Here is a 12,320-nt window from a genome sequence, read left to right on the forward strand (position 1 = left end):
GCATCGCGCCGCTCGATCGCCCGGTCGTCCAGGGCGACACGGTGATGCTCGGCGACACGCCCCTGGCGGTGATCGACACCGGCGGCCACACCCTGGGCCACATCGCCTATCATGACGCCACGGACCACATCGCCTTCGTCGGCGACACCCTGTTCGCCCTGGGCTGCGGCCGGCTGTTCGAGGGCACGGCCGAGCAGATGTGGGGATCGCTGTCCAAGCTGACCGCCCTGCCGGACGACACCACCGTCTACTGCGCCCACGAATACACCGCCTCGAACGCCCGCTTCGCCCTGTCGGTCGACGACGCGCCGGCGCTCAAGGATCGGGCCAAGGCGGTGTTCGCCGCCCGCGAGCGGGGCGAACCCACCGTTCCGACCACGATCGGCCTGGAAAAAGCGACCAATCCCTTCTTGCGCGCGCCTTTGCTGCGGCCCCATCTGGCGCCGGCCGAGGCTTTCGGTGAGATTCGCGCCGCCAAGGACGGTTTCAAGGGGTGAGCATGGTGTCGGAAATCTCCAGCGAACTGAGCGGCAACGAGGTCATTCGGCTGCTGGACCTGCAGCCGCACCTCGAGGGCGGCTGGTTCACCAGGACGTTCGAGGACACGCCGGCCGAAGAGGCACGTCCGGCCTCGACCGCGATCTACTACATGCTGCAAGCCGGAGAGATGTCGGCCTGGCACAAGATCGACGCGGTGGAGGTCTGGCACTTCTACGCCGGGGCGCCGATGAAGATCACCATGTCGCCCCCCGACGGGCAGGGCGCGACCGTCCACACCCTGGGTCCCGACCTGCGGGCCGGCGGCCGTCCGCAGCTGGTGGTGCCCACCGGCTGGTGGCAGACCGCCGTCAGCCTCGGGGCCTGGACCCTGGTCGGCTGCACCGTGGCCCCGGGCTTCCATTTCGACGGCTTCGAACTGGCGCCGAAGGACTGGCGCCCGCACTCCCAGGCTCCTCGGCGGCCATAGCCGAGCACAGGGTCACTTGCAGGCGCAGATCAGCGGATAGTTGGTCGTGTCGGCGATGGTGGTCATGCCGTAATAGTCGACCAGCACCGACTCCGCCGTGCAGAACGCCCCCTCCACCCAGGCCTGGTCGTTGGAATAGGCCTCGCCGATGATGAACAGGTTGGCGGCCTGGGCGCAGTCCACCAGGCCGGTCGGCTGGCGGATCTTCTGCATCACGTCGCAGATGYCGTAGTGCGCCGCCCAGGCGTGGTAGCCGGCCCCGAACGGGTTGAACGAGAAGTCGTTGTAGACCGCCGAGACCGGCCAGGGGATCTGGTAGGCGTCGTTTGGATCGCCGTAGTGCACCTTGGCCAGCTCCAGCAGCACCATGCGGATCATCGTGTCGTTGGCTCGGGCCGGCGCCTGCAGGACCTGGTAGTCCTCCTCGAGCGGAATGGTGCGGCGCTCGTCTACGTGAAGTTCCAGTTCCTGCCAGAACTGCACGTATTGCATGTCGTCGTACGAGGCGAGCACCCCGTAGACGGGGTTGGGATTGTCGTCGCTGTTGTTGCCGAAATAGTAGACCTGGCGCAGCGGCAGGTCGGTGATGGTCGGGCCGAAAGTGTTGGGCAGGCCGTCGCTGGTCAGGTCCGGCGGATACGGGCAGGTCTCCCACCACGGGCTGTCGAAGAACAACATCACCCGCATCGACGGCTGGCGGATCACCCCGTCCATGTAGAGCTGCACCGGCCGGGCGTTCATGATGTCCAGCGTATCGTTCGGCAGGTCGACATAGCGCGTGGCCTCGGCCACCAGATCCAGCGAGGCCGGCGGCATGGCCAGGAAGGCGTTGGGCGTGGTCAGGGTCGGCCCGCCCTTGAACGGGTCGGCCGCGCTGGCGAGGCGGTAATTTATCACCCCGTCCGCCAGCCAGACCGAATGCAGCCGGGTTTTGGCCTGCAGCGAGAACGCCACCCCGGCGTCTTGCGCCGCCGCGCGGGTCTGCTGGAACAGCTGGACGAAGACCTGGGAATAGCCGCCCTGCACGGTCTTGAACTGGCCGCCCGGCGCGAACTCGCTGTTGTAGACGGCGGCGTTGGCGGCGTTCCAGTTGATGACGTTGGACGTGTAGCCGCCGGCGTCCGAGGCGTACTCGTAGCCCTCGTTGCCGGCCTGGTCGTAGAAGATGTTCCAGTAGCCGATGTTGCCGGCGATCGCGCCCGGCTTGTAGACGAACGAGTTGAAGGTCGGGGGCAGCGTCCCGTCGCCGTAGAAGGCGCACTGGGCGGTCCGCGTCGAGGGCGCCGGGACGGCGGTGATCAGGTCCGAGATGTTGGCGAACAGCGTCGCGGCCGGCGCGGCGTTGTTGCCCGGCGTGTTGTAGGGCGCGTTCTGGGTGGCCAGGTTCTTCTGATAGATGTGCTCGCCGCGCAGATAGAGCAGCGGATCGGTGGTGGTGTTGAACGGCACCACTTGAGGCCCCAGGCCTAGCATGTTGATCGTCAGGGTGACCAGTTGGTGGCCCTGGGTTCCGTCCCACTCGATGAACCGCATGCCGCCGGCCTCGACATAGGACTGGGTGGGGTCGTCGTCGCAGAAGTGGGTCACGATCCGCCCGGCTGGCAGGCGGGAGCCCGAGCCCGGACCGTCGAAGGCGTAGTGGCCCCACTCGATCAGCTCGACGATGTCGCCCGCCACGGCCTTGCCGCCGGTGACCAGCCGCCAGGCCGTGTAGAGGCCGGCCGGCCCCGCGCCGAAGATGGTGTAGGTGGTTCCCATGACGCCCTCCCAAGCTGGCGGCTTCGCGCCGTTCAATCTACCATAGCGTGCGATGTGGAAATATTCGCGTCAACTTTGAGCTTGAGCGCCAGGCATGAAAAAAGGCCCCGGATCGCTCCGGGGCCTTCTTCGTCGGGACGCGACGCCTAGGGGGCGACCGCGGCCGGCTCGACGGCCGGCTCGGGGTTGGTGTCGTCCGAGCCGTGCGACCACTTCTTGAGGATCGGCGACAGGGCCAGGAACAGCACGCCGATGCCGATCGAGATCAGGCCGATGATCTTGAACACCAGCAACGACTGGGCCATGGCCGCGGCGGGGTCCAACACCTGACCGCCGATGGTCTCGGTCGAGGCGATGCCCGCGATCCAGCCGCCGAACAGGTTGGCCATGGCCAGGGCCATGTACCAGACCGCCATCACGAACGAGACGATCGACAGCGGCGACAGCTTGGTCATCTGCGACAGGCCGACCGGCGACATGAACATCTCGCCCGAGGTGTGCAGCATGTACATGACGATCAGGAAGATCAGCGGCATGCGGAAGGCGCCGTCGGCGAAGTGCGCCCCGACCAGCAGGATCAGGAAGCCCGCGCCGACCTGGATCAGCGACAGGCCGAACTTGATCATCGGACCCGGGTTGCGGCCGCGACGGCCCAGCACCGTCCAGAGGGCGGCGAACACCGGGGCGAAGATCAGGATCCAGCCGGCGTTGATCGCCTGGGTCTGGGCGGCGTTGAACGAGGTGTTGACCCACAGCTTGCCGACCGGGTCGATCCCGGCCGCGGCCAGCTGCTCGGGTGCGCCCAGCACCACCGCTCCGCCGAACCACTGCACCGGATGCGACAGCAGGGTCAGGTTGACGTTGGTGGCCGCGAACAGGTTCAGCGACGAGCCGGCCTGCTCGAACAGGGTCCAGAACACCACCGCGCCCAGCACCAGCACCGTGGCCAGCAGCAGCCGCTCGCGCTCGACCTTCTCGCACTTCACGAAGGCGAACCACAGGATGTAGCCCAGCGAGCCGAACATTCCGGCCACCAGGGTGGCGCTGACCACCGGGGTGTACTGCACCAGGAAGAAGATCGCTCCGACCACGCCCAGCGAGCTGATGTAGATCAGCCCCTCGCGGTTGAGCGGGCCCACGACGGGGGCCTTCAGCTTCTTGGGCTCGGGCGGTTCGCCCTTGCCCAGCAGCCAGGGCTTGCCCAGCACGAAGACGACGAAGCCGGCCAGCATGCCGATGCCGGCCATGCCGAACCCGGCGTTCCAGCCCACGTTCACGCCCAGCAGGCCGCAGAGGATGGCCGCCCAGAACGAGCCCAGGTTGATGCCGTAGTAGTAGAGGGTGAAGCCCGGATCGCGGCGCGGATCGCCCTGCGGATACAGCTGCCCCACCAGGGTGGCGACATTGGCCTTCATAAAGCCCACGCCGACGATGATCAGCGAAAGCGCCAGCCAGAAGATGTTCAGGTACAGCGGGTCGCGGTCCGTCACGCCCAGCTTGTACTGGCCCTTGGGCAGCACCGAGGGGAGGACGGACTGGGCCGGCAGGTTCTTGATCTCGAAGTCGCCCGCCTCGTTGGCGGCCACCTCATAGGGCTTGTCGCCGACGACGATCTTGGCCGTCCGCTCCTCGCCGCGGCCCTTGACCTGGAACTCGTAGGTCTGGCCGGCATAGTCCAGGGTCTGGGTCGCCGGGCGCCCCTCGACCGCCATGGTCAGGTGGCCCGCCACCAGCAGGATCGCGCCGAAGGCCACGGCCTTGCGCGTGCCCAGATAGCGGTCGGCCAGGAAGCCGCCGAGCAGCGGCACGATATAGACCAGCGAGGTATAGGAGCCGTAGTGGCCGCCGGCGGTCTTCGAATCGAACAGGAAGTGTTGTGTCAGATAGAAGATCAGCAGGCCGCGCATGCCGTAGTAGGAGAACCGCTCCCACATCTCGGCCAGGAAGCAGATGATCAGACCGCGCGGATGGCCCCGCAGCAGTTGGATAAGCACGGGAACGCCGGTCACGAGGGTGACCAGTATGCCGGCGGCGACAACGATATTCATTCACGAACCTTGAAACGTACAAACGGCAGGGCGACCAGCAGGTGGTTTCGCCCTCCCCTCCCCAATTGGCGGGGAGAAGATCACGGCGCTTTGCGTTTCACAAGCAATGGCTTGCCGCTTCGGAGCCGCCCTCCCCCGCCGCGCGTTTGATGAGCGACGCCCCTCTCAGGCGGGAGATTTGACCATGACCGACTCCACCCAGGACCACCCCATCACCTGTTCGCGTGAAGACGGACGGGTGGGGGTGCTTTTCGAAGGCCACGAGATCGCCGACAGCGGCGATGTGCTGGTGCTCAAGGAAGCGGACTACGCTCCGGTGCGCTATTTCCCGCGCTCGGACGTGGCCATGGACTTCCTGCAGAAGACCGACAAGGTCACCCACTGCCCCTACAAGGGCCAGGCCAGCTACTACACGATCCATCGCGACGCCCAGATCATCGAGAACGCCGTCTGGTCGTACGAGAGCCCGCTGCCCGGCGTCAGCCAGATCGCCGGCCGCCTGGCCTTCTATCCCGAGCATGTGGATTTCAAGCGCGCCGGCCTCAGCGCGGCCGAGACGCGGGCCGTCGACGTCAACGAGGTGGTCCGGCATACCGACAGCGGCTCGGGCTCCAGCCAGGCGGAGCATTGGGAGCCCAATGTTTCCATGCCTGACGACCAGGCCTGGGAGGGGGACGACATCCGAGAAGACGAAGCTCGCAACGATGGGCCGCCCCACGTCGCCAAGCCCTATGAGGGAACCGGATCAATCTGAGCCACGTTTCACCATCTACAATTGTAAAGCGTTCGTTAACCTTTCAAGCGCTGCAATGCCCGCAGCGCTTAGCGCGAAGCCTCCTCCAGAGAGGCGTCCCGGGAGAAAACGTCGTGGCTTACATCGGTTATGATTCCGGTTTGCGTCCGTCGCCTCGCAAGGCGCGTTCGCGCCCCGCGCGCGCCAAGCTGGCCTGGGGCCGCCTGGCGGTCGTGGCGGCCAGCGTGCTGGCCTGGGTCGGGATCATCGCGACGGCCCGCGCGATCTTCTAGCCACGAGCGATCTCCGGTCCGGAGGCGGCGAGCCGACCTCCGGCATCACGGCGGACCTAGTACGCGAAGTCCTCGAACACCCGGTTGATGTCGCCTTTCCACGCGCCGTTATAGAGCGACAGCAGCCGCTCGGCCGGGGTGATCCCGGTCGCGGCGATCTCTTCCAGGTCGCCCAGATAGATCGTCTCGTCCAGAAAGCCGCCGTTCAGGTGAGCGCGCGACTTCAGGCCCGACTTGGCGATGGCCACGAAGTCCTTGGCCACGTCCTGGGCCGTGCGGCCGGCCACCACGGCCTTCAGACCCAGCTTCGGCACGTCGCGGCGCAGGCCGGCGCGATCCTCGGCCGTCCAGTCCTTGCAGAGGTCCCAGGCCGCGGCCAGGGCCGCGTCGTCGTAGAACACCCCGGTCCACAGGGCCGGCAGGGCGCAGAGGCGGCTCCAAGGGCCGGCGTCGGCGCCGCGCATTTCCAGATAGGTCTTCAGCCGCACTTCGGGGAACAGGGTGGTGGTGTGGTCGGCCCAGTCCTTGATCGAGGCGCGCTCGCCCGGCAGCTCGGCGATCTTGCCGTCGATGAAGTCGCGGAAGCTGCGGCCGGCCAGGTCGATGTACTTGTCGCCGCGCTTGGCGAAGTACATCGGCACGTCCAGGGCGTAGCGGGCGTAGCGCTCGAAGTCGAAGCCGTCCTCGAACACGAAGTCCAGCAGGCCGGTGCGGTCGGGGTCGGTGTCGTTCCAGACATTGGCGCGAGCCGACAGGAAGCCGTTGGGCTTGCCTTCCGTGAACGGCGAATTGGCGAACAGGGCGGTGACGATCGGCTGCAGGGCCAGGCTCATGCGGAACTTGGCGACCATGTCGGCTTCGCTGGAGAAGTCGAGATTGGCCTGCACGGTGCAGGTGCGCAGCATCATGTCCAGGCCCAGGCCGCCGACCTTGGGCATGTAGTTGCGCATGATGACGTACCGGCCCTTGGGCATCACCGGCACCTGTTCGCGCTTCCAGACCGGCGAGAAGCCCAGGCCCAGGAAGCCCAGGCCCAGCTCGTCGGCCACGGTCTTGACCTCGTCCAGATGCTGGCCGGTCTCGTCGCAGATGTCGTGCATGGTCAGCAGCGGCGCGCCGGACAGCTCGAACTGGCCGCCGGGCTCCAGGCTGACATTGGCGCCGTTGCGCTCCAGCCCGATGATCGTGGGGCCTTCCATCACCGGCTTCCAGCCGAAGCGCTGCAGGCCGGTCAGCAGGGCGTGCACGCCCTTGTCGCCCTCGTAGGGAACGGGCGTGTGGTCCTTGAGGTAGAAGCCGAACTTCTCGTGCTCGGCGCCGACCCGGAAGGCTTCCTTGGGCTTGGAGCCCTGGGCGAAATAGGCGGTCAGATCGTCCAGCGTCAGCGGACGCTCCTGGCTCGCGGCTTCGGCCATCGGCCATCCCTCCCAAAACACGCATCAAGAAGGGAGGGGCAAACCCTCCGACCCGCCCGCGAACTGTCGTGCTGCGCAGTTGGGCGTTTTCTTAGCGAACCTCAAGAGGGACGCCCAGTCTTTCGCAACAAGGAAGGTTCGGTCGAATGCCGGATCGTGAAGTCACCCTTGGGACTGCGGGGATTTTCGGAATCGCGGTCCGATGAAAAGGCCAGCCACTGTCCGTCCGGGGACCAGGACGGGCGAAAGTCGCCCGCGGCGTTGTTCGTCAGGTTGCGCAGCGCCTTGCTGGCCAAATCCAGCAACCAGATGTCGGCCTGGCCGCTACGGCTGGAGACGAAGGCCAGTGTCCGGCCGTCGGGCGACAGGGCGGCTTGGTCGTCAAAGGCGGGCGAGGCCACCAAGGCTTCCAATCCGCCGCCATCGGGGTGCGCACGGTAGATGTCCGAGTTTCCCGCGCGTCGCGACGTGAACAGCACCCACTTTCCATCGGGTGAGAAGCTGGCGTTGGAATCGAGTTCGGCATGCGGCAGGAACGGCTTGGCATGGCTTCCGTCCGCGTCGGCGATGAAGATGTCGCTATTGAGCGGAGCGAAGCTGGCGAAGGCGATTTCATAGGTCGGCTCCGCCGCCAGGACGGGCAAGCCGCTCCAAGCCAAAGCCAACGTGACGATTGTGCGTGCGAACGTTTTCATGGGTCGCCCCCAATGCTGGGACGACTATCAAGGAGCGCACCCGGCAAGTCCATCGCAGGTTGTGCCCAGAAGCGAACTCTCGACGCGGCTACTTTGCAGGTCGCGCCGGACGCGGCCCGAAGCTATCGCGGAGGCGCCGCCGCTAGCGCCAATCCCCCGCGGCCGCTTGCCACAGCGTCATCGCCGCGATCGCCGCCGTGTCCGCCCGCAGGATGCGCGGCCCCAACGACACAGGAATGACGAACGGCAGGCTCCGCAGGCGCTCGCGCTCCTCCGGAGCGAAGCCGCCCTCGGGGCCGATCAGGATGGCGGCCGGCGCCGAGGTGCCGGCCAGCGCCTCGGTCATGCCCTTGGCGTCGCCGCCTTCGTCGCAGAAGATCAGTCGGCGCTCGGGATCCCAGCCGTCGAGGATCTTGTCCAGCTTCATCGGGTCGTCGATCATCGGCACGTCCAGGCGGCCGGTCTGCTCGGCGGCCTCGATGGCGATGGCGTCCAGGCGCCCCAGCTTGAGGAAGTCGACATTGGTCCGCCGGGTCTGGGTCAGGCGCACCCGGCGCGCGCCCAGCTCGGCGGCCTTCTCGACGATGGTCTCGACCCGGCCGCGCTTGACCATGGCGATCACCAGGTCGAGGTCGGGTGCGTGGGGCCTCACAGCGCAGCAGGCAGCCGCGCTTTCCGGCCTCGGTCAGGCTGCAGCGCCACTCGCCGTGCTGGCCGTTGAACGCCAGGATCTCGTCGCCGACATTGAGCCGCATCACGGCGGTCAGGTATCGCGACTGGTCGACGTTGGGCGCGACGCCGGCGCCGGTCTTGAGCGGGTGGGGAACGAAAAGACGGATCATGCCGCTCTTCTAGCGCAACTGAACCGGACGGGGGTAGGCTCCAGACATGAGCAAGCTCGAAGACTACGAAGCCGAACTCCGTGACCTGCAACTGGCGTTGATCAGCCTGCAGCGGCAGGCGATCAAGGAAGGCTGGAAGACCGTCACGATCTTCGAGGGCCGCGACGCCGCCGGCAAGGACGGGGCCRTCGCCCGCCTGACCGAGCACGCCCACCGCCGCGCCACCCAGGTGATCTCCCTGCCCGCCCCCAGCGACYGCGAGCGTAGCGAGTGGTACTTCCAGCGCTATGCCCGCCACCTGCCCGCCGCCGGCGAGGCCGTGGTCTTCAACCGCTCCTGGTACAACCGGGCCGGGGTCGAGCGGGTGATGGGCTTTTCCTCCCCGCACGAGCAGGAGCAGTTCCTGCGCGACGTGCCGGCCTTCGAGCTGATGCTGGTGGAGAACGGGGTCAAGCTGAGCAAGTTCTGGCTGGACATCGACCAGGAGACCCAGGCCGAGCGCCTGAAGGCCCGCCGCGAGGATCCGCTGAAGGCCTTCAAGGTCAGCGACCTGGACGCCGTGGCCCAGACCAAGTGGGACGACTATTCGGCGGCCCGCGACGAGATGCTGATCCGCACCCACTCCACGCCCGCCCCCTGGATCTGCGTGCGCGCCAACCACAAGAAGGCCGCGCGGCTCAACATCCTGCGCTGGCTGCTGCACGCCTCGGCCCCGAAGAAGCTGCTGAAGGGGATCAAGCGACCGGACCCGGAAGTCATCTTCAAGTTCGAGCCGACGGCGCTGACGGACGGGCGGCTGGCGCGCTGACGCGGGCTTGCGCTTCAAGCTGAGCCGCATAGCATCGCGGCCATGAAGCGCCTTGCCCTCTTCGCCGTCGCCGGCCTCGTCGGCGTCCTGCTGGTTTCGGTTCCCGTCAGGGCGCAGATTCACGAGCGCATCTACCCCGCTCCCACCGCCCCGTTCGACCCGTCAGGCCTGCCGGCCGGCGCGGTGATCGACAGCGTGCGGACGGCCGACGGCCTGCTCCTCAAGGGCGTCGAGATCGCACCGCGCGACGGCAAGCCGACCTTCCTAGTGTTCCACGGCAACGGCTCGGCCGCGACCCGGTCGATGGAATGGCTCGCGCCCCTGATCGCCGAAGGCTACGGCGTGGTGGCGGCGGAGTACCGCGAGTACAGCGGCAATCCGGGCCGAGCCAGCGAGACGGGCCTGGCCGCCGACGCCGACGCGTTCTTCGCCAGGGCCCGCGCCGTGGCGGGCGGCGGCAAGCTGATCGTGGTGGGCCACAGCCTGGGCGGCGGCGTCGCCTTCGGCCTGGCCCGGCGGCAGACGCTGGACGCCCTGGTGACCATCGGCGCCTTCACCGATCTTCGGACCATGGCGCCCGCCGCCGCCCGGTGGATGATCGCCGACCGCTACGACAACATCGGCGCGGTCGCCACGTTGGACGAGCCCTATTACGTGATCCACGGCACGGCGGACGAGGTGATCCCGTTCGCCCACGGCGAGGCGCTGCGGCGGGCGGCGACAGCGGCGCACAAGGCCGGCGCGCAATTCACGATCCGCGGGGCCGGCCACTCGCCCGACGGCGCGGACATCTCGGCGATCCTTCGCGCCGTCGCGGCCAAGACCGAAAGCGCCGGCGGACCGGTGAAGGTCCCGCTTCCCGCGACGGTTCAACTGACCCCGTTCTAGTCGGGCCTAGTCAGCGTCCCACTCGAACGCCGCGTCCAGCCAGTTGCCAAGCCGCCCGTCGGGCCGCGCCAGGGCGAAGATCCGCGCCATCTCGGCGTCGGACAGGGCGAAGTCGAAGATGTCGAAGTTCTCGGCCAGACGGGCGGGGTTCTTGGTCCGCGGGATGGTCGCGATACGTTGCTGGACCTGCCAGCGCAGGGTCACCTGGCCCGGGGTCTTGCCGTGGGCCTCGCCGATCTCGATCAGCACCGGGTCGTCGGCCACCTTGCCCTGGGCCAGGGGCGACCAGGCGGTGATGGTCGAGCCCATCGCCTTGGCCTTGGCGATCACGGTCTTCTGCGACAGGTAGGGATGGTACTCGACCTGGTTGGTGGCGATCGGGGCCTCCGAGGCCGCCTGGGCCTTGGCCATCAAGGCCGAGGGGAAGTTCGACAGGCCGATGGCGCGGGTCAAGCCCCGGGCGTGGACGTCGTTGAGCGCCGCCATGGTTTCGGCCAGGGCCGGCTTCGGCTTGGGCCAGTGCAGCAGCAATAGGTCGACCTGGGGCGCCTTCAGGCGCTTGAGGCTGCCCTCGACCGACCGCTGCAAATCGCCTTGAGCAAATTGGTCGACCCAGACCTTGGTGGTCAGGAAGATCTCGTCGCGCGGCACGCCGGTCGCCGCCAGGGCCGCGCCGACATCCTGCTCGTTGCGATAGGCCTGGGCGGTGTCGATGTGGCGGTAGCCCAGCGCCAGGGCCTTCTCGACCAGCGGCTGGGCGGCGCCGTCGTCCAGCTGCCAAGTGCCCAGGCCGATGACCGGCATGGCCACGTCGCCCGCGCGGATGTCGGGGATGGAATGGGGCATGGCGGATCTTCCAGGGCGAGGGGGTAGAAGCTAGAGCCGATATAGGCTCTCGCGAGGCCTGCGTCAGCCGCCGTCGCGAAGTCTCAGGCCTTTGGCCGCGTCGTAGGTCTTGAGCAGCGTCTTGGACGCGGTGGCCCGCCACCGGCGCTCGAGGAAGCGTTCGACCGTGCCGGCGTCGACCCGCGACAGCCGGATCAGGACGTACGGGTAACTCTTGTAGTGGTCGGTGACGTAGAAGGTCTCGGGCTCGGCCTCGATCAGCATCTCCCGCTCGTCGAAGCTGACGCCCGGGCAGACCAGGGTGTCGCCGTCGTCCCAGACGCGGGTCAGGAACTTGCCGTGCGCCTTCAGGCACGGATAGCCGTACGAGGTTCCGTCGGTCACGCCGGGCAGACCGAAGGCGAAGGCGCGCACATCGTCGAAGGTCATGACCAAAGTCCTGGGTCGCCGCTTGCAGCGCGACTATAGGGGGAAGATGGATGCTGAAAACACCCCTTCCCCGTCAGCTCAGAATCTGGCCTCGCCCGTCCTGGTGCTGGGCGCCACCAGCCTGATCGGCGGGTTCATGCTGGCGCGGCTGAACGCGGCGGGGATCACCCCGATCTCGCTGAGCCGGCGGCCGCCCACTGACGACGTCTGCTGGGTGGACGGCGACCTAGCCGATCCGAATCTGGCCGACGAGCTGCCGCCGGTCGCCACGGTGTTCTCGCTGTCGCCGATCTGGCTGCTGCCCCAGGCCCTGCAGGCCTTGAAGGCGCGCGGCATGACCCGGTTGGTGGCGTTCTCCTCGACCAGTCGCTTCACCAAGCAGGACTCGCCCGAGCCCTCGGAGCGCGCCGTGGCCAAGTCGCTGGCCGAATCCGAGGCCAAGGTCGAGGCCTTCTGCGCCGAGCACGGCGTGGCCTGGACGATCCTGCGGCCGACCCTGATCTATGTCGAAGGGCGCGACGCCAATGTCAGCCGTCTGGCCGGCCTGATCCGCCGGTTCAAGGTGCTGCCGCTGTCGGGCCAGGGCGAGGGCCTGCGC

13 protein-coding genes and 1 pseudogene are annotated in these 12,320 nt (G+C 67.6%); 7 read left to right on the forward strand and 7 right to left on the reverse strand.

Annotated elements, in window-relative coordinates; genetic code table 11:
• The coding region (locus tag AC1DZ6_RS08160; protein ID WP_477096695.1) for a hydroxyacylglutathione hydrolase C-terminal domain-containing protein at positions 1-497 on the forward strand (497 nt) is incomplete at its 5' end.
• Between the two features lie 2 nt (positions 498-499).
• Entirely contained in the window at positions 500-967 is a 468-nt protein-coding gene (locus tag AC1DZ6_RS08165) for a cupin domain-containing protein (RefSeq protein ID WP_477096706.1), read from the forward strand.
• Between the two features lie 12 nt (positions 968-979).
• On the opposite strand, the gene AC1DZ6_RS08170 is transcribed toward AC1DZ6_RS08165, so the two are convergent.
• On the reverse strand, positions 980-2,725 hold the full coding sequence (locus AC1DZ6_RS08170) for a flavin monoamine oxidase family protein (protein ID WP_477096696.1): 1,746 nt from the start codon (positions 2,723-2,725) through the stop codon (positions 980-982).
• A 146-nt stretch (positions 2,726-2,871) separates the two neighbouring features.
• Complete coding sequence (locus AC1DZ6_RS08175; RefSeq protein WP_477096697.1) at positions 2,872-4,773, reverse strand: peptide MFS transporter; 1,902 nt, start codon at positions 4,771-4,773, stop codon at positions 2,872-2,874.
• A gap of 184 nt (positions 4,774-4,957) precedes the next feature.
• On the opposite strand from AC1DZ6_RS08175, the gene AC1DZ6_RS08180 reads away from it, so the two are divergent.
• Both AC1DZ6_RS08180 and AC1DZ6_RS08185 read left to right on the forward strand, forming a co-directional pair.
• On the forward strand, positions 4,958-5,527 hold the full coding sequence (locus AC1DZ6_RS08180) for a DUF427 domain-containing protein (RefSeq protein ID WP_477096698.1): 570 nt from the start codon (positions 4,958-4,960) through the stop codon (positions 5,525-5,527).
• A gap of 113 nt (positions 5,528-5,640) precedes the next feature.
• Positions 5,641-5,799 (forward strand): hypothetical protein, encoded by a 159-nt coding sequence (locus tag AC1DZ6_RS08185; RefSeq protein ID WP_477096699.1) that lies wholly within the window; start codon positions 5,641-5,643, stop codon positions 5,797-5,799.
• Between the two features lie 56 nt (positions 5,800-5,855).
• On the opposite strand, the gene AC1DZ6_RS08190 is transcribed toward AC1DZ6_RS08185, so the two are convergent.
• The 3 genes and pseudogenes from AC1DZ6_RS08190 to AC1DZ6_RS08200 form a co-directional block, all read right to left on the reverse strand.
• Entirely contained in the window at positions 5,856-7,214 is a 1,359-nt protein-coding gene (locus AC1DZ6_RS08190) for a glutamate--cysteine ligase (protein ID WP_477096700.1), read from the reverse strand.
• A gap of 101 nt (positions 7,215-7,315) precedes the next feature.
• Positions 7,316-7,909 carry a TolB family protein gene (locus AC1DZ6_RS08195; protein ID WP_477096701.1) on the reverse strand — a complete coding sequence of 198 codons (594 nt, stop codon included), beginning with the start codon at positions 7,907-7,909 and terminating at the stop codon, positions 7,316-7,318.
• 142 nt (positions 7,910-8,051) lie between these two features.
• A pseudogene (locus AC1DZ6_RS08200) lies at positions 8,052-8,751 on the reverse strand (16S rRNA (uracil(1498)-N(3))-methyltransferase).
• A 46-nt stretch (positions 8,752-8,797) separates the two neighbouring features.
• On the opposite strand from AC1DZ6_RS08200, the gene ppk2 reads away from it, so the two are divergent.
• Both ppk2 and AC1DZ6_RS08210 read left to right on the forward strand, forming a co-directional pair.
• Complete coding sequence (gene ppk2, locus AC1DZ6_RS08205) at positions 8,798-9,559, forward strand: polyphosphate kinase 2 (protein ID WP_477096702.1); 762 nt, start codon at positions 8,798-8,800, stop codon at positions 9,557-9,559.
• A 42-nt stretch (positions 9,560-9,601) separates the two neighbouring features.
• A complete protein-coding gene (locus AC1DZ6_RS08210; protein ID WP_477096703.1) occupies positions 9,602-10,447 on the forward strand; it encodes an alpha/beta hydrolase family protein in 846 nt (281 codons plus the stop codon).
• Between the two features lie 6 nt (positions 10,448-10,453).
• Here AC1DZ6_RS08210 and AC1DZ6_RS08215 read toward each other — a convergent pair whose 3' ends face one another.
• Positions 10,454-11,293, reverse strand: a complete 840-nt coding sequence (locus AC1DZ6_RS08215) for an aldo/keto reductase (RefSeq protein WP_477096704.1) — start codon at positions 11,291-11,293, stop codon at positions 10,454-10,456.
• A gap of 63 nt (positions 11,294-11,356) precedes the next feature.
• Positions 11,357-11,722 carry an MmcQ/YjbR family DNA-binding protein gene (locus tag AC1DZ6_RS08220; RefSeq protein WP_477096705.1) on the reverse strand — a complete coding sequence of 122 codons (366 nt, stop codon included), beginning with the start codon at positions 11,720-11,722 and terminating at the stop codon, positions 11,357-11,359.
• A gap of 46 nt (positions 11,723-11,768) precedes the next feature.
• Between AC1DZ6_RS08220 and AC1DZ6_RS08225 the strand changes: the two genes are divergently transcribed.
• A partial coding sequence (locus tag AC1DZ6_RS08225) for an NAD-dependent epimerase/dehydratase family protein (protein ID WP_477096707.1) occupies positions 11,769-12,320 on the forward strand: 552 nt, incomplete at its 3' end.

The sequence above is a fragment of the Caulobacter sp. P1_B12_2 genome (assembly GCF_056406675.1).